26 protein-coding genes are annotated in these 25,744 nt (G+C 56.6%); 13 read left to right on the forward strand and 13 right to left on the reverse strand.

Going from position 1 to position 25,744, the window contains the following annotated elements; translation table 11 throughout:
- Positions 1-29 precede the first annotated feature (29 nt).
- From hydN to hycA, 10 genes are all read right to left on the reverse strand, one after another.
- Positions 30-575 carry an electron transport protein HydN gene (gene hydN, locus AC6I8W_RS21130; RefSeq protein ID WP_497838783.1) on the reverse strand — a complete coding sequence of 182 codons (546 nt, stop codon included), beginning with the start codon at positions 573-575 and terminating at the stop codon, positions 30-32.
- Positions 576-814: 239 nt separating this feature from the next.
- Positions 815-1,282 (reverse strand): hydrogenase maturation peptidase HycI, encoded by a 468-nt coding sequence (gene hycI / locus AC6I8W_RS21135; protein WP_497838620.1) that lies wholly within the window; start codon positions 1,280-1,282, stop codon positions 815-817.
- Positions 1,275-1,685 carry a formate hydrogenlyase maturation HycH family protein gene (locus AC6I8W_RS21140; protein WP_497838621.1) on the reverse strand — a complete coding sequence of 137 codons (411 nt, stop codon included), beginning with the start codon at positions 1,683-1,685 and terminating at the stop codon, positions 1,275-1,277. The genes hycI and AC6I8W_RS21140 overlap by 8 nt, the downstream gene beginning before the upstream one ends.
- The gene (locus AC6I8W_RS21145; protein ID WP_497838622.1) at positions 1,685-2,449 is read right to left on the reverse strand and encodes an NADH-quinone oxidoreductase subunit B family protein; all 765 of its coding nucleotides are present in this window, start codon (positions 2,447-2,449) and stop codon (positions 1,685-1,687) included. The genes AC6I8W_RS21140 and AC6I8W_RS21145 overlap by 1 nt, the downstream gene beginning before the upstream one ends.
- Positions 2,446-2,991 (reverse strand): formate hydrogenlyase complex iron-sulfur subunit, encoded by a 546-nt coding sequence (locus AC6I8W_RS21150; RefSeq protein WP_497838623.1) that lies wholly within the window; start codon positions 2,989-2,991, stop codon positions 2,446-2,448. Before AC6I8W_RS21150 ends, AC6I8W_RS21145 begins: the two co-directional genes overlap by 4 nt.
- Before the next feature lie 12 nt (positions 2,992-3,003).
- On the reverse strand, positions 3,004-4,713 hold the full coding sequence (locus AC6I8W_RS21155) for a hydrogenase large subunit (protein ID WP_497838624.1): 1,710 nt from the start codon (positions 4,711-4,713) through the stop codon (positions 3,004-3,006).
- Positions 4,714-4,731: 18 nt separating this feature from the next.
- Positions 4,732-5,658 carry a respiratory chain complex I subunit 1 family protein gene (locus AC6I8W_RS21160; RefSeq protein WP_497838625.1) on the reverse strand — a complete coding sequence of 309 codons (927 nt, stop codon included), beginning with the start codon at positions 5,656-5,658 and terminating at the stop codon, positions 4,732-4,734.
- Positions 5,659-5,667: 9 nt separating this feature from the next.
- On the reverse strand, positions 5,668-7,476 hold the full coding sequence (hycC, locus tag AC6I8W_RS21165; RefSeq protein WP_497838626.1) for a formate hydrogenlyase subunit 3: 1,809 nt from the start codon (positions 7,474-7,476) through the stop codon (positions 5,668-5,670).
- Positions 7,473-8,078 carry a 4Fe-4S dicluster domain-containing protein gene (locus AC6I8W_RS21170; RefSeq protein WP_497838627.1) on the reverse strand — a complete coding sequence of 202 codons (606 nt, stop codon included), beginning with the start codon at positions 8,076-8,078 and terminating at the stop codon, positions 7,473-7,475. Before AC6I8W_RS21170 ends, hycC begins: the two co-directional genes overlap by 4 nt.
- Before the next feature lie 89 nt (positions 8,079-8,167).
- Positions 8,168-8,623: a formate hydrogenlyase regulator HycA gene (hycA, locus tag AC6I8W_RS21175; RefSeq protein ID WP_497838628.1), complete on the reverse strand. Its 456-nt coding sequence runs from the start codon at positions 8,621-8,623 to the stop codon at positions 8,168-8,170.
- Between the two features lie 208 nt (positions 8,624-8,831).
- On the opposite strand from hycA, the gene hypA reads away from it, so the two are divergent.
- The 6 genes from hypA (at position 8,832) to flhA (ending at position 14,617) form a co-directional block, all read left to right on the forward strand.
- Positions 8,832-9,194 carry a hydrogenase maturation nickel metallochaperone HypA gene (gene hypA / locus AC6I8W_RS21180; protein ID WP_497838629.1) on the forward strand — a complete coding sequence of 121 codons (363 nt, stop codon included), beginning with the start codon at positions 8,832-8,834 and terminating at the stop codon, positions 9,192-9,194.
- Positions 9,187-10,050, forward strand: coding sequence for a hydrogenase nickel incorporation protein HypB (gene hypB / locus AC6I8W_RS21185; RefSeq protein WP_497838630.1), 864 nt, complete (start codon positions 9,187-9,189; stop codon positions 10,048-10,050). The genes hypA and hypB overlap by 8 nt, the downstream gene beginning before the upstream one ends.
- Entirely contained in the window at positions 10,041-10,301 is a 261-nt protein-coding gene (locus AC6I8W_RS21190; protein WP_497838631.1) for a HypC/HybG/HupF family hydrogenase formation chaperone, read from the forward strand. Before hypB ends, AC6I8W_RS21190 begins: the two co-directional genes overlap by 10 nt.
- Entirely contained in the window at positions 10,301-11,431 is a 1,131-nt protein-coding gene (gene hypD / locus AC6I8W_RS21195) for a hydrogenase formation protein HypD (RefSeq protein ID WP_497838632.1), read from the forward strand. Before AC6I8W_RS21190 ends, hypD begins: the two co-directional genes overlap by 1 nt.
- Positions 11,418-12,428, forward strand: coding sequence for a hydrogenase expression/formation protein HypE (gene hypE / locus AC6I8W_RS21200; RefSeq protein ID WP_497838784.1), 1,011 nt, complete (start codon positions 11,418-11,420; stop codon positions 12,426-12,428). Before hypD ends, hypE begins: the two co-directional genes overlap by 14 nt.
- A 110-nt stretch (positions 12,429-12,538) precedes the next feature.
- Positions 12,539-14,617: a formate hydrogenlyase transcriptional activator FlhA gene (gene flhA / locus AC6I8W_RS21205; RefSeq protein WP_497838633.1), complete on the forward strand. Its 2,079-nt coding sequence runs from the start codon at positions 12,539-12,541 to the stop codon at positions 14,615-14,617.
- 32 nt (positions 14,618-14,649) lie between these two features.
- Here the strand turns inward: flhA and AC6I8W_RS21210 are convergent, their stop codons facing one another.
- Entirely contained in the window at positions 14,650-15,867 is a 1,218-nt protein-coding gene (locus AC6I8W_RS21210) for a LysR family transcriptional regulator (protein WP_497838634.1), read from the reverse strand.
- Between the two features lie 139 nt (positions 15,868-16,006).
- On the opposite strand from AC6I8W_RS21210, the gene galB reads away from it, so the two are divergent.
- The 4 genes from galB to AC6I8W_RS21230 are packed head-to-tail and all read left to right on the forward strand — an operon-like array spanning position 16,007 to position 19,431.
- Complete coding sequence (gene galB, locus AC6I8W_RS21215; protein WP_497838635.1) at positions 16,007-16,744, forward strand: 4-oxalmesaconate hydratase; 738 nt, start codon at positions 16,007-16,009, stop codon at positions 16,742-16,744.
- A complete protein-coding gene (locus tag AC6I8W_RS21220; protein ID WP_497838636.1) occupies positions 16,741-17,457 on the forward strand; it encodes a 4-carboxy-4-hydroxy-2-oxoadipate aldolase/oxaloacetate decarboxylase in 717 nt (238 codons plus the stop codon). Before galB ends, AC6I8W_RS21220 begins: the two co-directional genes overlap by 4 nt.
- A 2-nt stretch (positions 17,458-17,459) precedes the next feature.
- The gene (locus AC6I8W_RS21225) at positions 17,460-18,551 is read left to right on the forward strand and encodes a 4-oxalomesaconate tautomerase (protein WP_497838637.1); all 1,092 of its coding nucleotides are present in this window, start codon (positions 17,460-17,462) and stop codon (positions 18,549-18,551) included.
- A complete protein-coding gene (locus AC6I8W_RS21230) occupies positions 18,544-19,431 on the forward strand; it encodes an NAD(P)-dependent oxidoreductase (RefSeq protein WP_497838638.1) in 888 nt (295 codons plus the stop codon). Before AC6I8W_RS21225 ends, AC6I8W_RS21230 begins: the two co-directional genes overlap by 8 nt.
- A gap of 71 nt (positions 19,432-19,502) precedes the next feature.
- Here the strand turns inward: AC6I8W_RS21230 and AC6I8W_RS21235 are convergent, their stop codons facing one another.
- Together AC6I8W_RS21235 and AC6I8W_RS21240 are read right to left on the reverse strand one after the other, a co-directional pair.
- Positions 19,503-21,536 carry a glycoside hydrolase family 31 protein gene (locus tag AC6I8W_RS21235; RefSeq protein WP_497838639.1) on the reverse strand — a complete coding sequence of 678 codons (2,034 nt, stop codon included), beginning with the start codon at positions 21,534-21,536 and terminating at the stop codon, positions 19,503-19,505.
- Entirely contained in the window at positions 21,533-22,912 is a 1,380-nt protein-coding gene (locus AC6I8W_RS21240; protein WP_497838640.1) for a glycoside-pentoside-hexuronide (GPH):cation symporter, read from the reverse strand. Before AC6I8W_RS21240 ends, AC6I8W_RS21235 begins: the two co-directional genes overlap by 4 nt.
- A gap of 219 nt (positions 22,913-23,131) precedes the next feature.
- On the opposite strand from AC6I8W_RS21240, the gene AC6I8W_RS21245 reads away from it, so the two are divergent.
- The 3 genes from AC6I8W_RS21245 (at position 23,132) to fetB (ending at position 25,674) form a co-directional block, all read left to right on the forward strand.
- Positions 23,132-24,130 carry an FUSC family protein gene (locus AC6I8W_RS21245; RefSeq protein ID WP_497838641.1) on the forward strand — a complete coding sequence of 333 codons (999 nt, stop codon included), beginning with the start codon at positions 23,132-23,134 and terminating at the stop codon, positions 24,128-24,130.
- Positions 24,131-24,260: 130 nt separating this feature from the next.
- A complete protein-coding gene (gene fetA / locus AC6I8W_RS21250) occupies positions 24,261-24,926 on the forward strand; it encodes an iron efflux ABC transporter ATP-binding subunit FetA (RefSeq protein ID WP_497838642.1) in 666 nt (221 codons plus the stop codon).
- Positions 24,913-25,674 carry an iron efflux ABC transporter permease subunit FetB gene (gene fetB / locus AC6I8W_RS21255; protein WP_497838643.1) on the forward strand — a complete coding sequence of 254 codons (762 nt, stop codon included), beginning with the start codon at positions 24,913-24,915 and terminating at the stop codon, positions 25,672-25,674. Before fetA ends, fetB begins: the two co-directional genes overlap by 14 nt.
- The last annotated feature ends 70 nt before the right edge of the window (positions 25,675-25,744 follow it).

A 25,744-nucleotide genomic window follows, 5' to 3' on the forward strand; every position in this document is an offset into this window, starting at 1 on the left:
CCAACCTGTAAAAATGTGAAATGCCGGGATTAAAACGACAACAATGAGGGTGTATCTAACGCGGCACGGCGGCGTTTTTCTGCGCTCATCTGTTCAAGTTTGTTGCGATCGACGCACATGATGGCGTTGGTCGGGCAAGCGTCGATACACGCCGGGCCGGATGCGCGTTGGTGGCAGAGGTCACATTTGTTAGCCTCGGCTTTTTCCGCCATCACGTTCAGTCCGGCACCGCTGTTGCGAATCACCGGACGAACCACCACCTCCATCGCGCCGTAAGGGCAGGCGACGACACAGGTTTTGCAGCCAATGCAGCGTTCCTGCATCACATGGACAAAACCTTTATCGCGGCTGATTGCCCCGTTCGGGCAGACGTTGGCACAGGGGGCGTCTTCACACTGGCGGCACATGGTGGCCGTAGAGACATTCACTCCTTTGATGACGTGAATACGTGGCAGGAAGGTCTGCGGGGTTAGCGCGGAACAATCCTGGTTTTCCTGATGGGACACGACACAGGCTACCTCGCACGTACGGCAGCCGATACACTTGCTTGAATCAGCAATGATGAAGCGGTTCATCATAAACTCCTGCATTGAACTTGTTATTGTCAGGGAGCTATACATAAATCGTGCCAGGTTTTTATATGATATAAAACAGCAGGTTACTGCATCACCTTGTTGGCATTGACACTTTTGACGATGACATTTGGCATGATGACACCTGGCATGAACCCGTAGCGGCGCGATTTATCGCGCAGTTCCGTGTGCGATGCCGGAAAATGACGCGCGATAAATCGCGCCGCGACGGTTACGGGTCATCATCCTTCAACGGTGAGTGCTGCAAATCCCCCGTCAGTCACCCAGCTGTCCAGCCGCTGATACACTTCCTCCACGGCATTTTTTACCTGTTCGGTCATGGGATAGCAGAAGCCAACAATATCCGGCTGAATGCCGAGGAACACCACCTCACCCACATCCTCTTTCAGCTGATCAATCAGATAATTAAGTGGCATGTTGTGGGTGGTCATCATCAACATTTCGGCGATATCGTCCGGGTCGATCACGCGGATTTCACCGGGTGGCAGCAACATGTCGGTGGCATCGACGATCAGCAGTAAATCCGGACGTTGTGCGCGAATGGCGACCACATCGTTTTCCGGTGCGCTGCCGCCGTCGATCACCGTCCAGTTGCCGGGTGGGGCGACGCGGCACTTTTCCGCCAACAGTGGGCCAGCACCGTCATCCCCCATCATGTTGTTGCCGACACACAATAAAACCTTAGTCATAGCGCCTCCTGACCATCAGATAGATAGCCGGTTCCTGTTGAATAGCCTGTAGCATCGTCAGCAATGCCTGGCTCCATTGCAGCTGCTGCGGGGTCTGGCAGGTTCTGGCGGCATCAAAGGCCTGTGCCAGCATCACCACATGGCTGTGGTCGATGACGATTTCGCCATAGCGCGGCACCCCCGCCATTTTCCGGTGGGCCTGGCTGGCGTAGGGTAGGGTGGCAATCCAGGCCAGGTAAGCCGCCCAGGGACATACCAGGCTCTCTTCCAGGCAATCGATCACGCCAAGGTGATGACCAATCGCCAGGCTGTAATACATCACCTGTTGCGCATCTGCCGGTGTGTGGTCGTTTTCATCGATAAACTTGCGGCTGAGCTGGCAAAACACCACGGATTCGCTCATTACACGCGCTCCATCTGCACCAGGTTTTCCAGATGCGTGACGATCTCGGTGAGGCGTGGATCGTTCTCCTCCACCAGCCATTGCTGCACCGCGCCACTGCCTGCCGTTAACTTGTTCATGTAGCTGTCGGCAATTTGCCGCCCATAGCGATAGCCCGCCAGACGGCGTGCCGCGCGATCAATCCTTACCCGCAGCGGCTGCACCATGGTCGAGTGCAGAATGCGCGCGGGTTGCAGATCCCGCTCGCTTGCCGGACGCGCATGGATTTTCTGTTCCAGCAAACCCAGCGCCATGGCAAAACCGTACAGGGTGGCGGCAGGAGTGGGGGGACAACCGGGAATATAGACGTCCACCGGCACGATTTTGTCAGTGCCGCCCCAGACACAGTAGAGATCATGGAAGATACCGCCACTGTTGCCGCAGGCCCCGTAGGAGATACAGATTTTTGGATCGGGGGCGGATTGCCAGGCACGTAAGGCCGGGGATCGCATTGCACGGGTTACCGCGCCGGTAAACAGCAAAATATCGGCGTGGCGTGGTGAGGGAACCACTTTGATCCCGAAGCGTTCGGCATCAAACAGCGGGGTCAGTGCGGCGAAAATTTCAATCTCACAACCGTTGCAGCCACCACAATCCACCCGATAAACGTAGGCCGATCGTTTGATCTTTTTCAGCAGCGAGGCTTTCATGCTGGCAATCGATTCTTCCACCGATACCGGCACAGGCTGGCCGTGGTGGTCGCGTGGACCTAATAAATGACTCATCCGTTGGCTCCCCTCAATTGACGATGAAACGCGGTACTGGCGGATGAGGTCAGGCTGTGCTGACGTTTACATGCCGGGCAGGTTTCGAACGCTGCTCTCCGGCTTTCCGCACTCTGGTCACCGTTGTGGCGTAACAAGGCGATGGCGTAGTCGATCTCCTTTTGTACCGCGAAGGGGTGACCACACTCCCGGCAGTGACACAGCGGAAAATGCGCCTGTTGCAGAAAATCGGCTTTGTTCCAGACCGCCAGTTCGAACTGCTGAGAAAGGGTGATCGCGGCGGTCGGGCAGACTTCTTCACAGCGGGCGCAGAAAATGCAGCGTCCCAGGTTGAACGTCCACGCCAGTTGCCCGGCTACCAGATCGGTTTCCACGCTTAACGCATTGGAAGGACACGCGTTCACGCAAGCGGCGCAACCGATGCACTGCTGGGCATTATGCTCAGGCTTACCACGGAAGTTGGCATCGACATCGATGGGTTGCAGTGGGTAAGACTGGGTGGCGACACCGCCTTTGAGCGCGTTTTTGATAAAGCTAAACATGATGACTCCCAACTATTTCAGCGGCGAATGGGTGCGCTCAATGCTGTAGCGCTCCAGCTCTTTGTACGGCACCACCTGACTTTTCTTCTTGCGGACATCCACCACCGTCATGCGGTCAGTGCAGGAATAGCAGGGGTCGAGACTGCCGATAATCAGCGGTGCGTCTGAGACCGTATTGCCGCGCAACATATAACGCAGGGTCGGCCAGTTGGCGTAGGTCGCTGCACGGCAGCGCCAGCGGAATAATTTCTGGTTATCGCCGGTCATGCTCCAGTGGATATCGTCACCACGTGGCGCTTCGCAAAAACCGAGGGCAAAACGGTTGGGTATATAGGTAAAGCCTTCCACCATCAGTGGGCCGCCCGGCAAATTGTCGAGACCGAAATCAATCAGATTGAGTGCGGTGAACACCTCATTGATACGCACCTTGAGGCGCGAAAGCACATCACAGCCCGCGAGGGTATGTACCTCCAGCGGGAGCAAACCGTAACCGGCAAACGGGTGATCAGCACGGGTATCGCGTGCATGGCCGCTGGCGCGTACCATCGGGCCGACGTTACTGAAATCGCGCGCGATACCCGGATCGAGACGACCAATGCCCACGGTACGGGCTTCAATATTGGGGGTACTCAGCAGAATATCCGTCAGAGTAAACAGCTCGCGGCGCATCTGCTGTGCCAGCTGACGCGTCTGAATCATGTCGTCTTTCATCAGGTCCCGGCGAATACCACCGATCAGATTCAGGCCGTAAGTTTTACGTGCGCCGGTCAGGATTTCTGCCATCTTCATCGACAACTCACGCACGCGGAAAAATTGCATAAATCCGGAGTCGAAACCGACAAAGTGGCAGGCCAGACCGAGGTTGAGCAGATGGCTGTGCAGGCGTTCCACTTCCAGCAGAATCGAGCGGACCATTTGCGCGCGTTCTGGCACCACAATGCCCATCGCGTTTTCAACCGAGGAGGCGTAGGCGGTGCTGTGAGCAAAGCCACAGATTCCGCAGACGCGATCCGAGAGGAAGGTGACTTCGTTATAGCCCATGCGGGTTTCTGCCAGCTTCTCCATGCCGCGATGGACGTAGAACAGGCGATAATCGGCATCGATGATATTTTCACCGTCCACAAACAGGCGGAAATGACCGGGTTCATCAGACGTGACGTGCAGCGGGCCGATGGGCACCACGTTGTTTTTGCTGCTGCCCAGTTCATTGATGAATTCATAGGTTTCGCTGTCGCTGGTGGGGGCCGGACGCTGGCGATAATCCATGCTGTCTTTACGCAACGGGTACAGATCGTCCGGCCAGTCGTCCGGTAGCACCAGGCGACGCTCGTCCGGCAGTCCAATCGGTTGCAAGCCATACATATCGCGCACTTCGCGTTCGCCCCAGACGGCAGCAGGGACGCGCGGTGTGACCGACGGAAACTCTGGCCGATGGGCATCGACCGCGACGCGAACGGTGATCCAGCATTTGGTGCCACTCTCCATCGACAGCACGTAGTACACCGCATAGCTACCACACAGCTGTCGTTCATCATTGCCGAACAGGACCGATAGCCAGCCCCCCTGCTGGTAATACAACCATTCGACAATCTCCGGCAGCATGTCGAGTTTGACGGTAACGGTGATTTGATCTTTGGTCTGCCAGCTCTCCTCCAGCACCGCGTGTGGGAACTTAAGATGCAGCGCCGCAAGGTAGTGTTGACCGATTTTATCTTCAGACATGAAATAAGTTCTCTGCAATTACGCCGCCAGCAAGGAGACGAAGGCTAAAAAGGCCAGACCAAAACCGGCCCAGGTGATACGTGAGGTTTCGAGCATTCGCAGTCGTGCCATGCTGTTTTCAAACAGCGCGATAATCAGCACGCCAGCCAGCAGTTTGACGAGGGCCAGTACGATGGCGATCGCCAGACCGCCCCAACTAAAAGACGACATCTGACCCCACGGCAAAAACACCCCGACAAACATTTGCAGCACCACCAGTTGTTTCAGTGAAATGCCCCATTTGAGGACGGCAAAACCCGCGCCGCTGTACTCGGAAAGCGGGCCTTCCTGGAGTTCCTGCTCGGCTTCCGCCAGGTCAAAAGGCAGTTTGCCCATTTCGATAAAGGTGGCGAAGGCGCACGCGGCGAGTGCCAGCACCAGCGTCAGACTGTGGCTGATCGGCCATGCATGTACGGTGCTGGCGATGTTACTGATATGAGTACTGCCCGCTACCTGAGCCGCCACCCACAGACCGAGCAGCAAAATCGGTTCCACCAACACACCGAGCATCGCCTCGCGGCTGGCACCGATCCCGGTGAACGGGCTGCCGGTATCCAGGCCCGCAATCGCGAAAAAGAAGCGGGCAATGGCAAACAGATAAATTAAGGTGATCAAATCGCCTAACGGCGGCAGGGGCGAGGCGAGGGTGACCACCGGCAGTGCGGTGGCAATCGTCAACATCACACCGACCATCACCAGCGGCATCAGGCGAAATACCCAACCCGCCGCAGCGGGTGCCACGCTCTGGCGGCCGAGTAACTTGAACAGATCCCGATACTCCTGCAACACGCCAGGACCACGCCGGTTATGCAACCGGGCGCGGGCCATGCGGGTGATGCCGGAGAGCAGTGGCGCGACAGCAAACAGCACCAGCGCCTGGATGAGAGCAAAAAAGAATGTTGTCATAGTGGATCCTCAGGCGATGACCGCGACCAGCAGGATCGCCAGTTCAATAAACGCCAGACGGCGAAACGTGACGGCGAGCCAGTCAGCCCGCCAGCCGGGCAGCCATTGCGCAGGATTGAGGCGGTGGCGTAATGCCAGCAGGAGCGCAAAAGCCGCTCTGACGGGCTGAGCAAAACCCGTTGCGGTGATCACCATTGCCGGTTCGTGATCGTAGCCACACACCCATGCCGGGCCGCGCGTGCGATTTGGCAGGCGGTCGCCACGGAACAGCACCAGCAGCACCAGCGGTAACAACGGCGTCATAATCAGCAGCAGGGCGATCATCGGCTGGGATACCAGGGTATGGGCGGTTTGCACCGGCAGTGGTACAGCGTGCTGGAGCAGGGGTAATAACCAGGGGGCGGCCACACCGGTGCTTACGCAACCCAGCGCCAGCAGAACGACAGTCAGATTCATCAAACCGGGTGGGTTGGCAGCCTGTGCGGCTTCCGGGGTACGCGCTGTGCCGAGAAAGGTGACACCGTACACCTTCGCCATGCACATCACGGCCAGTGCGCCGGTGATCGCCAGCCCCACAGCCAGCAGTGGTCCGATAATGCGGGCGATAAACGGATCAAGACTGCCAAGCTGGAAGAATGACTGATAGATCACCCACTCACCGGCAAAACCATTCAGCGGCGGCAACGCCGCCATCGCCATCAATCCAACCAGCATCGCAAGGGATATCAGTGGCATACGCTTGCCGATTCCGCCTAATTTCTCGATATCGTGATGACCGGTACGGAACCACACCGCGCCTGCGCCGAGAAACAGCGTGGTCTTAAACAGGCTGTGATTAAACAGATGGAACAGGCCGCCGATCATCCCCAGCGCCACCAGCGTCGGCTGATGCAGCGTGATACCGATAAACCCGCAACCGACCCCAAGCAGGATAATGCCGATATTTTCCAGCGAGTGATAAGCCAGCAGGCGATTGATGTTGTGCTCCATCAGGGCATACAGACCGCCGATAAAGGCCGTCACCATACCGAGCACCACCACCAACACGCCCCACCACAGCGGCAGCACTTCGGCGATCAGTGAGAAGCTGATGATGCCGTAGAGGCCGATTTTCAGCACCACTGCTGAGAATAACGCGGCGGCCGGAGCAGGAGCATTGGCATGCGCCTGCGGCACCCAGCCGTGCAGCGGAATAATCCCTGCCAGCAGACCAAAGCCGAGCAAACTTAACCACAGCACCAGCGGCGAAAGTGCTGATCCCTGCAACGCCAGGCGTAAGCCGTGGTAACTGAGCGTGCCGTATTGCTGCCACAGCAGCCAGCAGGCGGCAATCAACAGCAGCGTGCCGAGGCGACCGAGCGCGAACCACAGCTGGCCGGATTTGCGACAGCCGGTAAGGAAGTAGCCACACAGCGCCACGATTTCAGCCATCGCCACCAGCGTGACGAGGTTATCCGCGAGCAGGGCGGCAACGCTGGCGGCGAGGGTCAGATTGACCAGCAGTCCGTTGGCTTTGACCTGTGGATGGCGATGCCAGCTCACGTTGAACAGGCAAATAAACAGGCCGCAGAGTGACACTGTCACTAACCAGATGCTGTTAAAGCTATTCAGTTGTACCTGCCAGCGCCAGAGTGGCATTGCTGCATTGAAACCCAGCATCCCCTGTACGCTTACTATTAGCAGCAAACCACAACTTATCGCGCCGCCAATTCCAGCGATAAAGCCGCTGACGGGCCGGTTAAATGCGGTTACTCCCGCCAATAGCGCGCTGAGCATCAGTCCTGACAACGCCCACTGAATCAGAAAAAATGCGTTCATTTTCGTGCCTCTGGCTGGCTAAACAGGCTCAAATCCCCGAGTGCACCCGCCAGCGTTAATTCACGCTTCCGTTTGCTGGCTTTGGCGATATCGGTGTTGTCGATCAGTTGCAGCGCTTTGGTTGGGCAAGTGCGCACACAGGCCGGGCCGTTTTCGTCAAAGCTGCACAGGTCGCACTTCACCGCGACCGCCCGGACGCCGGGTATCCAATCCAGCAGGCTGCTGACGTGGAGGGGATCGTGCGGTGCGGCAGGGGCTTTTGGGGTATTGACGTCAGCCGGAATATGTAACGGCCGACTGCCGGAAAACTCGATGGCACCAAACGGGCAGGCAATGCCGCACAGTTTGCAACTGATGCACAGGTTGGCGTTCAGCTCTACCGCGCCATCGACGCGGCTGATCGCATTTACCGGACAGACGCTGGCACAAGGCGCATCTTCGCAGTGGCGGCACATCTGCGGGGCGGATTCGTCCCGGCTACGCGTGACTTTTAAACGCGGCATCGACTGCAAACCCTGAAGACGGTGCGTTTCGGCGCAGGCGGCTTCACAGGTATGGCAGCCAATACATAATTTTGAATCAGCGATTACAAAACGGTTCACCAATGAATTCCTCTGGTGACTGTCGTCATTAATGACGAAACCATGCCGAGAACCTGTCGCTTCGACAGTTTTCGACATCCTCAATCTCTCTACGCCACGGCGGCTGGTTGTAGCCGCGCCAGCGACACCGGGGTGTTCTCGTGAACGGCCAGATACAGGCTGTCATAAACCGGTTGGATCAGTTCCAGATAATGCGTGAGTACCTTTTCGCGATCGCGCGTACTGAAGGCATTGTCAATGCGACCGTCGTTATCCATATTTGCATTTCCAATCAATAACTTATCGCTACCGTCGGCCAGCTCCAGGTAATACTCAATGCGGTGGTTGTTAAAGCCCTCGCCAGGCTGAATATGAATAACGAAATGTTCAAACAGGAAGAAGCGCAGGCCATCTCCCGGCGTGCAGACGATGGTGTGATGCAGTCTGGCTTTCTCCAGCGTAATCCCCTGAATTAAGGCGTTCCCGTACTGCTTCCACTGGGCTTGTAGCCGTCGATGCTGTTCGGCGATGTAGTCTGCTTTTTCACTCAGTTCCCTAATGTCCATGATTAAATCACTCTGTTTTGTACGAATACTCCCCATAAGGCACATTTCGTGCCATGTTTGTAAGTCGTTGTATTTAATGATTAATCATATAATTCACCTGTCCGTAATGCCGTCAGTGACATGTCATTTCGTCATCTTTGACATCGGGGGTGACGCTGCACTGGCACCGTCTTTGCATTAACTGGCCTCAGCTAACCCAGGAGGCAGCATGCACGAAATCACCCTCTGCCAACGCGCAGTCGAATTAATTGAAAGTCACGCCCGGCAACATGGCGCTCGCCGTGTCACGAGCGTCTGGCTTGAGGTCGGCGCGTTTTCCTGTGTGGAGACCAGCGCGATGCAGTTCTGCTTTGAACTGACGTGCCGGGGCACCCTGGCTGAAGGCTGTACGTTGCATCTTAAGCAGCAGGAAGCGGAGTGCTGGTGCCACGATTGCCAGCAGTACGTCACGTTGCTGACGCAGCGCGTCAGGCTTTGCCCGGACTGCGGTGGTAATCAACTGCGGATCGTGGCGGATGATGGCGTGCAGATTAAGCGGCTGGAAATCGATCAGGAGATCAATCATGTGTAGTACCTGTGGTTGCGGTGAAGGCAACCTGTATATCGAAGGTGATGAGCGCAACCCGCACTCGGCATTTCGCAGCGCACCCTTTGCGCCAGCGCCGCGTCGGTTGCAGCGAATTTCCGGCGTGCAATTTTCCCCACGTGCAGGTGAGCAGGGCGATCTGCATTATGGACACGGCGTGGCGCAAGCCCATGCGCCCGGGATCACTCAGCGTAAGATGCTGGAGCTGGAACTGGATGTGCTGGATAAAAATAATCAGCTGGCACAGGGGAATCGTGCCCGCTTTGCCGCACGCCACCAGTTGGTGCTGAATCTGGTATCCAGTCCCGGTTCCGGCAAAACCACCTTGCTGACCGAAACCCTGAAACGGTTACAGGGCAAGGTGCCTTGTGCGGTGATCGAAGGTGATCAACAAACGGTGAACGATGCGGCGCGTATCCGTGCCACCGGCACGCCAGCCATTCAGGTCAACACCGGTAAGGGGTGCCATCTGGATGCACAAATGGTTCGCGATGCCATGCAGCGCTTGCCGCTGGCAGACGACGGTGTGTTGTTTATTGAGAATGTGGGTAACCTGGTGTGCCCGGCAGGGTTCGATTTGGGGGAGAGGCATAAAGTGGCGCTGCTGTCGGTGACGGAAGGTGAGGATAAGCCACTAAAATATAAGTATATGTTTGCTGCGGCCTCGCTGATGCTGTTGAACAAGATCGACCTGCTGCCGTATCTGCAATTCGACGTTGACCGCTGCCTGGCCTATGCCCGCGAGGTGAATCCGGATATCCAGATCCTGTTGGTTTCCGCCACCAGCGGCGCTGGGATGGACGCGTGGATCAACTGGCTGGAGGCCGAACGATGTGCATAGGCATTCCGGGCCAGATTGTTGCGCGGCTGGCTGATGGTAGCGCGAAAGTGGACGTCTGCGGCGTGCAGCGGGAGGTCAATTTGACGCTGGTAGGTGATGCTGCGGTCGGCCAATGGGTGCTGGTACATGTCGGCTTTGCGATGAGCATCATCGATGAAGCAGAGGCCCGTGACACCCTCGACGCACTGCAAAACATGTTCGAAGTGGAACCGGACGTGGGCGCGTTGCTGTATGGCGAGGATCGTGGCTGATGCGCTATGTCGATGAATACCGCGACCCCGCGCGCGTCATGCAGTTGATTGAAACCCTGAATAAGCGTGCGCCACTGTTGGATTATGATGCGCAGCATCCCTTGCAGATCATGGAGGTATGCGGCGGACATACCCACGCCATCTTCAAGTTCGGCCTCGACCAACTGCTACCAGACAATATCGATTTTATTCACGGTCCGGGTTGCCCGGTGTGCGTGTTACCGATGGGGCGCATTGACAGCTGCATTGAAATTGCCCGCCATGCGGAGGTGATTTTCTGCACTTTTGGCGACGCCATGCGTGTGCCGGGAAGAAATGGCTCGCTGATGCAGGCCAAAGCCCAGGGCGCGGATGTCCGGGTGGTGTATTCGCCGCTGGACGCCCTGACGTTGGCGCGCTTGCATCCGCAGCGGAAAGTGGTGTTTTTCGGTCTGGGCTTTGAAACCACCATGCCCGCCACGGCGATTACCCTGCAACAGGCCAAAGCGCAGCAGATCACCAATTTCTGGTTCTTTTGTCAGCACATCACCCTGCTCCCCACCTTGCGTAGTCTGTTGTCACAGCCGGATAACGGTATCGACGCGTTTCTGGCACCGGGCCATGTCAGCATGGTGATTGGCACCACTGCCTATGAATTTATCCCCCGACAATTCCGGCGGCCGCTGGTGGTGGCGGGTTTCGAGCCAATGGATTTATTGCAGGGTGTGTTGATGCTGGTGGAGCAAAAAATTAAGCAGCAAACTCAGGTGGAGAATCAATACAAACGCGTGGTGCCGGATGCGGGAAATGTGCTGGCACAGCAGGCCATGAATGAGGTTTTTTGCCTCAAAGGGGCCTCCGAATGGCGTGGCCTCGGGGTGATTGCTGATTCAGGTGTTTGTCTGACGGAGGCTTATCAAGCTTTTGATGCCGAAGCGCATTTTCGGCCGCAACACCAGCGGGTGTGCGACGATCCACGCGCCCGCTGTGGCGATGTGCTCACCGGGCGTTGCAAGCCGCATCAGTGCCCGATGTTCGGTACAGGCTGCAACCCACAAAATGCGTTCGGGGCGCTGATGGTCTCCTCTGAAGGAGCCTGTGCGGCCTGGTATCAGTACAGAAGTCAGGAAGTGAATGATGAAATCAATTGAATTGGCCCATGGCAGTGGCGGCAGATTGATGCAGCAACTGATCAACAGCCTGTTTTTACAGGCATTTGATAACCCCTGGCTAGCGGAACAGGAAGACCAGGCCCGGCTGGCGCTCAACGAGCTGAGCAACCGGGGCGACCGGCTGGCATTTTCTACCGATAGCTACGTTATCGATCCGCTATTTTTCCCCGGCGGAGACATTGGCACGCTGGCGGTGTGTGGCACGGTTAACGATATTGCCGTCAGTGGCGCGCAGCCGCGCTGGCTATCCTGTGGATTTATCCTTGAAGAAGGGCTGCCGCTGGCGACGCTCGAGTGTACGGTTGCCAGCATGGCGCGGGCGGCCAGAGAAGCTGGCGTTACTATCGTTACCGGTGATACCAAAGTGGTGCCGCGCGGTGCCGCAGATAAGCTATTCATCAATACGGCAGGTATCGGTGCAATTCCTTGTGGCCTGAACTGGGGCGCAGCGCAGATTCGTGCTGGCGATGTGTTGATTGTCAGCGGTACCCTCGGTGACCATGGTGCGACGATTCTTAATTTACGTGAACAGTTGGGGTTGGATGGTGATCTGCAAAGCGACTGCGCTCCCCTGACTACGCTGATCGCGCCACTGGTCGGTATCAACGGCGTGAAGGCCTTGCGTGATGCTACGCGTGGCGGTGTGAACGCAGTGCTACACGAGTTTGCTGCTGCCAGCCACTGTGGCATGGAAATCAGCGAGAATCAGCTGCCGTTGAATCCGGCCGTGCGGGGCGTTTGCGAGTTATTGGGTCTGGATGCGTTGAATTTTGCCAATGAAGGCAAACTGGTGATCGTGGCGTCAGCGGATGCTGCGCCTGCGGTCATCACGGCATTGCAGCGCCATCATCTGGGTACACAGGCCGCGATTATCGGCGTGGTGACTGAGAAACCCGGCGTCAGGATCACCGGACTTTATGGTGTCAAACGTACTCTGGATCTCCCGCATGCGGAACCGCTACCGCGTATTTGTTGATCTATGCCTGGTCTCCCCGAAAGAAAACCACATAAACTTTAATTCTCATCAATATTGGACGATGTTCCCGCCTCCATATTTAACTGGAGGTCTTTCAATGGACGACATAAATGGCATATACCCCGATGAGCGATATCGGGCAGCAGGGTTTGTTTGAAATCACCCAGACTCTGCTGCAACAGCCCGATTTTGGTGCGCTCGCTAACTGCCTGACCAAACTGGTCAAACAAGGGGCATTGGCGGATCGCGTAAATGTACTGCTTTATCATCCATTGCATTTGCAGGTGAGTTTTTATGGCATGGATAACCTGGGAAGTGAGCACAACCCGGAACAGGAGAAGGTGCTGGCAACGGGGCCAATGCAACGGATTCTTTCCCGCCCTGAGGCGTTGATTTGTCAGTGGCATGAGTTTGGGAAGAGCTGGCCGCAGGTGGCCAGGCTGCCTCTGTACTCGTCTTTTGGTCGTTACTGCCTGCTGCCACTGGTTTCCGGTGGCGAGATTTTTGGGGGGTGCGAGTTTATTCGCGACCACGATACGGGCTGGAGCGAGAAAGAACTGGAGCGTTTGCATACACTGACGCAGGTGGTGGGGCTGTGCGCGCAGCAGATCCGCAGCACGCAAGATATCGATCACCATTGTCAGGTGTTGAGTCGTGAACGTGATGATTTTCGCATTTTGGTGGCGGTGACCAATGCGGTGCTGTCAAAACTCGATCTCGACGAGGTGATGCAAGAAACCGCGCGCGAAATCCACCGTCATTTTGCCATCGATTCCATCAGCATCGTGGTGCGCAGCAGCCGCAAAGCATGGCTGACCATCTACTCCACCCATTTTGTTGATGAAGCGTCGCCCATCCATGATTTGAGCGACGTTCCCGAAGCTGGCACGCTGTCTGAACAGGTTTTTGCCAGCGGTGAAACGCTGCTGCTTAATCTTTATCCCGACGATCAAGCGGCCTCGTATGAGCGCAGATTACTTGAGCTTTGGGATAATCAGATTCAGACGCTGTGCCTGATGCCGCTGAAATTTGGTGACAATATGTTGGGGGTGATGAAGCTGGCGCAGTGCGGGGAACGGGGATTTAGCGCTGCCAACCTTGAACTGCTGCAACAAATTGCCGAACGCATTGCGATTGCGCTCGATAACGCGCTGGCATGGCAGGAAATCAACCGGCTGAAGGAAACTCTGACGGGTAAAAGCGCGTGGATTACCGAGTCGGTAAACGCCGGGGACAGTGATGCGGGAGAAATTATTGGCCGCAGCGAAGTCATGATGAATGTGCTTAAGCAGGTCGAAATTGTGGCCGCCAGCGACAGCACCGTGCTGATCCTTGGAGAGACCGGCACGGGTAAGGAGCTGATTGCCCGTGCCATTCACAGCCAGAGCCAACGCAATCGGCGGCGCATGGTAAAAATGAACTGCGCCGCCATGCCTGCCGGGCTGCTGGAAAGCGATCTGTTTGGTCACGAACGGGGGGCTTTTACCGGCGCTAACACCCAACGCATAGGCCGTTTTGAACTGGCAGATAAAAGCTCGTTGTTCCTTGACGAAGTGGGGGATATGCCGCTGGAGTTGCAGCCTAAACTGCTGCGCGTGCTGCAAGAAAAGGAGTTCGAACGCCTTGGCAGCAATAAATTGCAAACCGTCGATGTGCGATTAATTGCCGCTACGAACCGTGATCTGAAACAAATGGTGGCCGACAGGGAATTTCGTAACGACCTCTATTACCGGCTGAACGTGTTCCCCATCCGATTACCCCCACTGCGCGAGCGCCCCGAGGATATACCGCTGTTGGTGAAAGCGCTGACCTTTAAAATCGCCCATCGTCTGAATCGTAATATCGACAGCATTCCCGCTGAGACACTGAGCATGTTGCGGCGCATGGAGTGGCCGGGCAACGTCCGTGAGCTGGAAAATGTGATTGAGAGGGCGGTGCTGATGACGCGCGGCAACGTACTGCATCTTTCATTACCGGAAATGACGGACGCCCCACCCGTCAGGAAAAGCGAAACGCCAGTCATCGAACCACGCGAAGGAGAAGACGAGTATCAACTGATTATGCGGGTACTGCGTGAGACCAACGGAGTGGTGGCTGGTCCACGTGGCGCGGCTCAGCGCCTTGGCATCAAGCGTACTACGTTGCTCTCGCGGATGAAGCGGTTGGGGATTAATAAGGTGGAGTCGTAATGATTTTTGTCGCGGCGCGATAAATCTCGCCGCTACGATGCGTGCGCGGCTACCTCAACAATATATCGAATCAGTGCCTCGGCAGCGGGTGCATGCAGCGCCCCCTGCCGCAGGGTTAAGCCAATCTCGCGATGAGTATCCGGCAAGGCAAGCTCCAGCGGTTGCAGGATCCCTGCCCGTAGTTCGTAATCCAGTTGGTGCGAGGACACCGCGGCTACCATGTCAGAGTTCAGTAGCAGGCCGCGCACAATTGCTAAATCGCCGCTCTCAACCACCGGGGCAGGCGCAGTCATCCCCAGCTTACCAAAGGCGGCATCCAGCAGATGACGCGATGGGGTGTTATCGCGCGGTAATATCCATTGCACGTTAGCTAAATCGCTGGCCGTCAACCGATGCCCCGCCAGCGGATGTTGTGGCCGCACCAACAGCACCAGCGATTCGGCAAACAACACCTGATTTTGGATATCCAGCACCTGCTCGCTCTGGCGTAACGCCCCGAGGATGAAATCAATATCCCCGGCGCGTAGCTCGGTAATCAAGGCGTCGAAGGCGCTTTCATTGGTCACCACTTTAATGCCCGGATGCGCCGCCACCAGTTTGGTTATCGCCAGCGGCAACAAGGCGCTGCGGCACAGTGGCAGCGCGCCAACGTGCACCGTGCCGTGGAGGATGCCGGTGGCGGCGGCGAGATCTTCCGGGATATGGCGGATCTCATTCAATGCGCGGCTGATAAAGGGCGCCATCTCCCGCGCCGCCGCTGAAGGCATCATCCCTTTGGGCGTGCGTTGAAACAGCGCCATCCCGGCCCCTTTTTCCAACACTTTCAGGGCGGCACTCACCGCAGGCTGGCTGATGTTGAGTGAGTTCGCCACGCTTTGTGTATGGTGCAGGCGATATAGCCGCAGAAACACCTGAAGCCGCCGCACATTAAACAACCAGATGGGTTCTGCCTCTTCGCGGTGATGATCGCGCTGCTTTAACCGTGCCAGCGTGGCTGGAATCTGCTGTAATTCGTGGATGGTACGCTGGGCGCGTGGCAACACGCATTTCCCCATTTCTGTCAGCAACATACCGCTGGCATGGCGTTCAAACAGCGGCGTGGCTAAAGTGTGCTCAAGATCACGGATAGAACGGGTGATCGCCGACTGGGTGCGAAATAATTTCTCCGCCGCCTCCGAAACCGTACCGCGTTCTGCAATCATGCAAAAGGCACGTAGTTGCATGATTTTAATATCATTATCTTCTTGCATTATTTTCTGTCCAGTCCCACATCCATCGGCGATCGAAATCACAACATAAATAAAAATCATAGCTCGCGCAATGAAAGGCATTATTCGCGCGTAGAGCGGCATGTCAGGATGAAAAAAAACGCAACAGCAGGAATACAAGATGGAAAACACCGCTAAAAAAAGTGCCCTCGTCGTCAGTGCTCACTCCGCCGATTTCGTCTGGCGTGCGGGTGGCGCGATCGCCTTACATGCTGAACGTGGTTATGACGTGCATGTGGTTTGCCTCTCCTTCGGTGAGCGTGGCGAATCGGCCAAACTGTGGCGCAAAGGTAATATGACTGAAGAGATTGTCAAAGCTAACCGTCGCAGCGAAGCGCAGTCAGCCGCAGAAATCCTCGGTGCTTCAATTGAGTTTTTTGATCTCGGTGACTACCCGTTGCGCGCCGATAAAGAGACGCTTTTCCGTCTGGCTGACGTGTTCCGCAAAGTACAGCCGCACTTTGTTCTCACCCATTCGGTTGCTGATCCCTACAACTACGATCACCCGCTGGCGGCCAATCTGACCCAGGAAGCCCGTATCATCGCTCAGGCTGAGGGTTATCGTCCCGGCGAGCCGATCATTGGCGCACCGCCGGTTTACTGCTTTGAACCGCATCAGCCGGAACAATGTCACTGGAAACCCGACGTACTGCTGGATATCACCTCGGTGTGGGAAAAGAAATACGCGGCCATTCAGTGCATGGCCGGACAGGAACACCTGTGGGAGTACTACACCCGCGTGGCGCTGCAACGTGGTGTGCAGGCGAAACGCAATGTGGGTATCGCTTCATCACGCGTGCTGAGCCACGGTGAGGGCTATCAAAGCCTGTTCCCACGCGTGACGGAGGATTTGTCATGAGTCATGTCAATCAGAAAGGGGTGGTGGTGCGGCATATCGAGCGCGCTGATGCGGCGTTAATCACGCAGTTCGCCAGCTTTGGTGTGGCGACGGTGCATGAAGCGCAGCAGCGTCAGGGCTTACTGGATGCGCGTATTCGTCCGGTGCAGCAAGGGACGACGATTGCCGGTAGCGCGGTGACGGTGCTGGTGTCGCCGGGGGATAACTGGATGTTTCACGTGGCGGTGGAGCAATGCCAACCGGGTGATGTTCTGCTGGTCGCGCCGACGTCGGAATGTCATGACGGCTTCTTTGGCGATCTGCTGGCAACCTCGTTGCAGGCACGTGGCGTGGTGGCGTTGGTGGGGGATATCGGTATCCGCGATAGCCAGACCTTGCGTGAGATGCAGTTCCCGGTCTGGTCGCGCGCGGTTTATGCGCAGGGCACGGTGAAAGAGACGCTGGGTTCAGTGAATGTCCCGGTAATTTGTGCCGGCCAGTTGGTTCATCCCGGCGATCTGGTGGTGGCTGATGATGATGGCGTGGTGATTGTGCCGCGTGACGAGGTGCGGACGGTGGCACAGGCGGCGGCGCAACGGATTGAGGTGGAGGAGAGTAAACGCCAGCGGCTGGCCGCCGGGGAACTCGGTTTAGATATTTATCAGATGCGACAGAAGCTGGCAGCAAAAGGCTTGCGCTATGTCGATTCTCTGGCAGAACTGAAGAATAGCTAACGATGAAACAGACGCTGATCCCCTGTGTGTTAATGCGTGGCGGCACATCCAAAGCCGCCTGCTTCCTGGCGCAAGATCTGCCCGCTGATCCTGCGTTGCGTGATCGGGTGTTGCTGGCGGTGATGGGTTCACCCGATGCGCGCCAGATTGATGGTATTGGCGGTGCCGATCCGTTGACCAGCAAGGTGGCGATCATTACGCCATCAACCCGTGCGGATGCCGATGTGGATTACCTGTTTGCTCAGGTGAATGTCGACAAAGCGCTGGTCGACTATGGGCAGAATTGCGGCAACATTCTGGCGGCGGTGGCCCCATTTGCTATCGAAAAAGGGCTGGTGGCAATTCAGGGGGCGGTAACGCGGGTACGCATCTTTATGGTGAATACCGGGCAGATCGCCGAGGCGCAACTCCCCACGCCGGATGGTGCGGTGGAATATGAGGGCGATGTTCGTATTGACGGCGTTCCGGGTTATGCGGCGCAACAGGTACTGAATTTTGCCGATATCGCCGGTTCCAGTTGCGGAGCATTGCTACCTACCGGACAGGCGCAGGACTGCTTCGATGGCGTAGCGGTGACCTGTATTGATAATGGTATGCCGGTGGTGGTGGTGCGTGCTGCTGACCTTGGACGCACTGGGCGAGAAAGCCGTGAACATCTGGATAATGATGACGAACTCAAAGCGCGGCTGGAATCCATTCGTTTGCAGGCCGGACCGCGCATGAATTTGGGCGATGTTGCGCAACGCACCGTGCCAAAAATGACGCTGATTGCGGAACCGACCCAGGGCGGCACCCTTTCCACGCGTACCTTTATTCCCCATCGCTGCCACGCGTCCATCGGGGTGCTGGGCGCGGTCAGTGTCGCCACTGCCTGCCTGATCCCTGGTTCAGTCACGGATGGAATCGCGCAGCTGGATGCGGGTAGCGAACAACGCCTGGCGGTGGAGCATCCGAGTGGCGAATTCAGCGTAATGTTGCAGTGTGATCGGGCAGGTAACGTTGTTCAGAGTGGCTTAATTCGTACCGCCCGGTTGCTGTTTATTGGTGCGGTAGCGGTGCCCGGTTCACTGTGGCAGGGAAATACCCATGACTGAGATTGCGATAATCGGCTTCGGTGAAGCTGGACGGATTTACGCCCAGGACCTGGCAAGCCAGGGTGCGCGGGTGAGGGTGTGGGACAAAAAATTTCTCACCGGCGAGGGCGAGACATTAAAAACGCTGGCAGTACAAGCAGGTGTCCAGCCCGCCGTCAGCCTTGCGCAGGCCCTGGACGGGGCGGAGTGGGTACTTTCGCTAGTGACGGCGGGCAATGCGTTGTCGGTGGCGGAACAGACTGCCCCGTTGTTAGGGCCGAGCCAGACGCTGCTGGATTTCAATTCAGTGGCACCGGAGACCAAGCGCGCGGCGGCACGTGCCATCGCACAAGGGTCCGGGCGTTATCTCGATGTTGCGGTGATGGCACCGGTGCCGCCGAAACGGCTGGGTACACCGCTGTTAATCGGTGGTGAGCAGGCTGAAGGGATTGCCGCACAACTGTGTGGGTTGGGATGCCAGGCCCGTGCTGCCAGCGCAGAAATCGGTGCCGTTTCCGCCATCAAGATGTGTCGCAGCGTGATGATTAAAGGGCTGGAGGCGTTGACCACCGAGTGTCTTGGCGCGGCACAGCGCTATGGCGTGGAAGACGCGGTGCTGGAATCGTTGCATGCCAGTTTCCCATCGCTGGGATGGCAGGCTGAGCTGCCCGATTATCTGATCAGCCGAGTGGCGGAACACGGCATTCGGCGTGCTGAAGAGATGCAGGAAGTGGTGAAGACACTGCGGGACGTCGGGCTGGATGGCACACTCAGCCAGGCTATTCGCCATATACAGGCGGATTTACCGGCGCAGCTTAACGCCCGTCAGCTGCATTACCAGGATGTGGTGCCGTTTAGCTGGCGCGCAGTGCTGGCGAAGCTGGCGAAAAAACCTGCGTGATAAATCACGCCGCTACGAAACCTGCGAGTTACGACGTAGCGGCGCGATTTATCGCGCGGGAAGTACAATGATTAGCTGTCAAGCACGTCAGCGCTGCCACCCACGCGCAAAAACACCGGAATGGCACTCAGTGGGGCGGCGACGGTGATACGCTGTCCCCCCTGGTAACACTCGCCATTGCGCGCGAGCCACTGCTCGCCCGCCGGTAACCAAACATCCCGTTCACGCTGACCGGCGTGCAGCACCGGGGCCACCAACAGATCGCGTCCCAGCAGATACTGATCTTCCACCTGCCAGCTCTCGGCTTGCTGCGGGTAGTGATAAAACAACGGTCGCATCACCGGATCGCCCAGCTCATGTGCTTCGCGCATCAGCCCGTCAATATAGGGACGCAGCCGTTCACGTTGCAGCAGGCAGCTTTTCATCAAGGCAAAATTCTCCTCGCCGTAGCTCCACACCTCATTGGGCGAACCGCTGTTGCATTGCGCAATGCCGTCACGCCATGCTTCGGCTGGTTCAATCTGCGGTTCCCGGTAGCCATGCAGACGCATCACCGGGCAGAACACCGCCCACTGGAACCAGCGAATCAGCAACTCGTGAAACGCCGGATCATGGATGTTGCCGCCCTGGAAACCACCAATATCGGTGGTCCACCACGGAATCCCGGCCATCGCCATATTCAGCCCGGCCGTGAACTGGTTACGCAGCGCGTGGAAGGAGGAATGCACATCACCCGACCAGGCAAGTACGCCGTAGCGCTGGCTACCGGCCCAGGCACAACGCACCAGATTGACGATTTCGCTTTCGCCCTGCTGTTGCAAGCCTTCATAGAAGCCACGCGCAAACAGTTGCGGGTAGATGTTGCCCACTTCCTGTACTGGTCCGAGATGATAGCGATAGTTATCGAAATCGTAAGCGCGATACTCTGGCTCCGCTTCATCCAGCCAGAAGGTGCGAATGCCGTGGTCATAATAGTTGTGCTTCACTTCCTGCCAGACAAACTCACGTGCGGCGGGATGGGTGGCATCAAAGAAGGTGGTGTTGCCCATAAAATCCAGATTCACCGAGACGCCGCGATCGCTGTTGACCAGCAGCCCTTTGGATTTCATCAGCCGATAGTTTTCACTGCGGCTGTCCACTGTCGGCCAAACCGAGACCATGGTTTCAATCCCCATCTCCTTCAGCTCCTGTACCATGGCTTTGGGATCGGGCCAGTCACGGGCATCAAAACACCAGGTTCCCTGATTCGGCCAGTGGAAAAAATCGATAACAATCACCGAGAGAGGCAATTGCAGGCGACGGTACTCGCGTGCTACGTCCAGCACTTCCTGCTGGGTGCGATAGCGCAGTTTGCATTGCCAGAAACCGGTGGCGAAGCCAGGCATCATTGGCGCGGTTCCGGTGGCACGGCCATACTGGCGCACGATTTCTGCCGGGGTGTCGCCCGCGGTGATCCAGTAATCCATCTGGTCAGTCACCTCGGCCTGCCAGCGTGTGCCGTTCTTACCAAAGGTCACTTCACCGATCGCCGGGTTGTGCCACAGCAGACCATAGCCAAGGCTGGACACCATAAACGGCACGCTGGCCTGAGAATTACGCTGCGCCAGTTCCAGTGTGCAACCTTTCAGATCCAGGCAATCCTGTTGGTATTGCCCCATGCCATAGATTTTCTCGTCTGACCGCGCTTCAAACCGCACGCTGAGTTGATATTTCCCGCCAGGAATGGGGCGGAAGGTACGGGCATCCAGTTTCAGCGCGCTGATGTACTTATCCTGGCTCTTCTCGGTGGCACCGATCCCGACAGTGCTGCGTTGCCGCCAAAACTCCTCCAGCAGCAACTCCCCCCGTTGATTGTAAAATGCCAACTGACCGCGGATATTCAGCGTCGCGGTGAGATTGCCGTTGCGGATGCGCAGCAGTTCAGGCTCGCGCTGGATATCGACCTCACCAGGCGTTGGCGGTAATAAAGCCCAATCGTTGTCGATCAGTGCCGTCTGGCAGGTGGCACGCACCCGCAGGCTGTTTGCGCCCCAGGGTTCGATAACCAGGGTCTGACGATCAAAGGTCCAGATAATACGCTGGGATTCGGCGCGTAATTCGCTCATGACAACTCCTGTGGTTGCAGCACGCCAGGGCCAGAGGTGACAGGCTGTGCCGCAAGTTTGTTTTGATTGATGATACGCATGGTGGCGTCATTGAGTTTGTAGCCGCGCATCGCCAGCGCACTCAACAGCGCCAGCACGCCGGGAATGACCGAAAACAACGCGACGATGGCTGTCATGGCGGCAGGTTGTTGATGTGCGGCCTGGGCAACGTAACCGCTCAGACCAAGAGTCCAGCCAACAATCGCGCCGCTAATCGCCATCCCCATTTTCAGCACCGCCAGCAGCGTGGAGAACACGGTGCCATCGAGGCGTTTACCCTGACGATATTCACCGTAGTCAACCACATCAGACATCATCACCCACATCAGCGTGGTGGTGACCTGATAGAAGCTGGAGACGATAAAGGTCATACCCACCAGCAACACGAGGTTGGTGGGAAGAAAGACAATGCTGATACTCAACACGCCGGTGACGATGGCGCTGAGGGTGAAGGCGGTGATTTTACTTAAGTGAAGGGTCAGCAGTTTTGCCAGCACGCTACCGACGCTTTTACCGACGATATGCGCCGCCAGCAGCCACATAAACAGGCTGGCGTTACCGAGAAAATAGGTGACGTAGTACATCATGGCTCCGAGTCGCACCACGCCGAATGAGATGTTGCAGAACACCAGCAGTGCCACGATGCGCCACTGATCGTTACGTAACAAATCACGCAGATCAGCCAGAAAGTGGCCGTGGCTGGCGGGGGCATTAACACGCTCGCGCGTGTTGAGGAAACAGATAAAAAACATCAGCGTTGCCAGCGTCGCCATAATCGACATCGCAGCGAAATACCCCTCCAGCTTGTTGCCACCGCCGAGCCAGGTCGCCAGCGGGATCATCAGGAAGGTGGACATCGCGCCGCCCAGCGTTGCAAGGAAGAAGCGCCACGACTGCAACGAGATACGCTGGGTGTCATCGGCGGTGATAATCGCGCCCATTGAGCAGTAGGGAATATTGATGGCGGTGTACATCAGCATCATCAAGCTGTAGGTTGCTGCCGCGTAGATCATTTTTCCGGTCAGCGACAGGCTTTCCGGTACGGCATAAATCAACATGCAGCTCACGCCAAACGGCACCGCCAGCATCAGTAGCCACGGGCGAAAACGCCCCCAGCGTGAACGGGTACGATCCGCTACCATGCCCATCGCCGGGTCGATCACCGCATCGGCGACACGCGCCAGCAAAAATAACGTGCCGACAAATACCGCCGGCAGTCCCACCACATCGGTGTAATAAAACGTGAGAAAAATAATGACGTTATCAATGGCGATGTGGCTGGCCATATCACCCAGCCCGTAACTGATTTTTTCTTTAATCGTTAAGCTTGTTTGCATAAAGATTCCCGCCTGTCTTGTAGCGCTAAGGGTCAATCGACGGTTAGTTATAGGAAGCGGGCCGGGATGAGACAATTGCGGGATCTGTTTCAGGTTTTATGTTTTTTACTTTATGTGATACGGGTAACAAGAATAACAACAAAAAATTAACATGGCAGACAAAGTGCAACGGGCTACCATTAATCAACAGGTTAGAATCGCGGGTTCGCGGAGCAAAGGATGAAAACATCAATCCCAGCCGCTGTGCGGCAACGTCTGCCTTTTGCTATACGCGCGGGGCTCTGCTGCGGTTTGCCGGTGGTGATAGGTTTTTATGCCGGGCATCTTCAGTCGGGCCTGCTGGCCACCATCGGCGCTTTTACCGCGCTGTACGGTGATGGCCTCCCCTGGGGCAAACGTGCGCGTTTGCTGGCGATCATTGCGGTGACATTGGCGGTTATCGTCACCCTCGGGATTCTCGTCGCACCTTATCCGTGGCTCGGCGTGGTGACCGTTACCGTGATTGCTTCGCTCGCAACCTTGATCTGCAATCGCCAGCAGATAGGGCCGCCGGGAGCGTATATGTTTGCCCTGGCGTGTGCCAGTGGCACTGGCATGGTGGGCAGTGGCGTCGATCCCTGGTTCAGCGGCTTATGGGTATTGTGTGGCGGCGCGATCTCGTGGCTGGCGCATATGCTGGGATGCCTGTTTGAGCCGGCCGAAGTCCACAAGAGAACGGTTGCGGCTAAGGTAATCAAAGAAAACGCCAGACGCACGGCGGCACGGGTCGCATTTGGCACCCTTGTTGCGGGGGCGTTCGGTGTCATCCTTGGGCTGGAGCATGCGTACTGGGGGATGGCTGCGGTGGTGGTGGTGCTTAACCAGCCGGACGGTATGCCGGGGACTTCACGACGCGCCTTTAATCGGTTGTTGGGGACGCTGGTTGGGCTGGTGCTGGCGTGGAGCATTCTGACGCTTAATCCACAAGGTTTATGGATCGCCTTGACGGTCGGGGTGTTGCAGTTCGCCATTGAGATCGGCGTGGTGCTCCAATACGCCGCAGCCACGGTATTCATCACCGCCAATGCGCTGACGATTGCTGCCGGAGGACGGGATTTTAGCGAGGTAAGTTCTCTGTTCGCCGCCCGAGCGCTGGACACGCTGATTGGCGTGGTGGTGGCGATCGTGGTTTTCAGACTGACCATGCAGCAACAGGGAAGTGTTCAAAACCATAAATAAAACAATATTCACCCTCTCCGGCCATGCCTTAAGCTTATCCTCATCACCTTTCTGTTAACATGCGCAGGGTCGCCTGGTCAGAGACCGGCGCTCCGTCATTGCGAATGCTCATTGTTAGGGATGGATGACTATGGCCACCGATTTTCCCTTGCTTGATGTACAAGGGGTTACGTTTTCTCAGGAAGGTCGCGAGTTACTGGCGCCTGTATCACTGCAACTCAATCCCGGCGACTTTTTGCTGCTGACCGGCCCTTCGGGCAGCGGAAAAAGCACGTTGCTGAAGATTGTCGCGTCGTTGCTGGCACCCAGCAGCGGGCAGATTCGCTTTCAGAACCAGGATATCACCCAACTTAAAGCTGAAGTGTATCGCCAAAAGGTGTCGTACTGCTTTCAGACCCCGGTGCTGTTTGGCAGTACGGTTTACGACAATCTGGCGTTGCCGTGGCAGGTGCGACTCAAGAAACCCAACCGCGATGCGTTGGTGGCCGACCTGGCAAAAGTCAATTTGCCCGCTGACACGCTGGATAAAAAAATCGATCAACTTTCCGGTGGTGAAAAGCAGCGGGTTGGTTTGCTGCGCAATTTACAGTTTCTGCCGGAGGTGTTGCTGCTGGATGAGGTCACCAGCGCCCTCGATGAAGACAATAAGGATCTGATTCATCGACTGATCAGCGAAATAGTCACTGACAAAGACGTAGCGGTGATCTGGATTAGCCATGACGCTGAGGAAATTCGCCAGGCATCACGCGTGCTGAAACTGCACGCGCCAGAGAGGAACCACCATGAGCCAGCATAATATCACCAACTCGTCGCTGGTTATGGCGCTGGTTCTGGTGTTGATCGCGCTGCTGATTAGCCAGAAAGAGAAGTTGGGACTGAGTAAAGACATCATCTGGAGTGTCTGCCGCGCGATTGTGCAGTTGATCATCGTTGGTTATGTATTGAAATCGATTTTTGACGTCAATAATGACTGGCTGACGGTGTTGATGGTGCTGTTTATCTGCGTCAATGCCGCCGCGAACGCGCGCAAGCGCAGCCGTAATATCGATCATGCTTTTGTGATTTCTTTTGTTGCCATTACCAGCGGTACGGCGCTGACGTTAATGATTCTGGTGTTGAGTGGCGCGATCGAATTTATGCCAATGCAGGTGATCCCGATTTCCGGGATGATTGCCGGGAACGCCATGGTGGCTGTGGGGTTATGCTACAGCAATCTGAACCAGCGTTTTGCTGACAACCGGCAAAAAATTCTGGAGATGTTAAGTCTGGGTGCATCAGTGAAACTGGCCTCGGCATCGCTAATCCGCGAGAGTATTCGTGCCGCGATGATCCCCACGGTGGATGCGGCGAAAACGGTAGGGTTGGTGAGCTTGCCTGGCATGATGTCCGGTTTAATCTTTGCCGGGATCGATCCGGTGAAAGCCATCAAGTACCAAATTATGGTGACCTTTATGTTAATCGGCACCGCCAGCCTCTCCACCATCATCGCGGTTTATCTGGCCTATCGGCGCTTCTACAATGACCGGGCGCAGTTGCGGTTCTGACCTCTGCGCGGATCCGTAGCGGCGCGATTTTTCGCGCCACCCTGATGGCACCGAAATAACGTATCGACAA

The organism is Pantoea sp. X-Soil-TKNS-1211 (assembly GCF_059730495.1).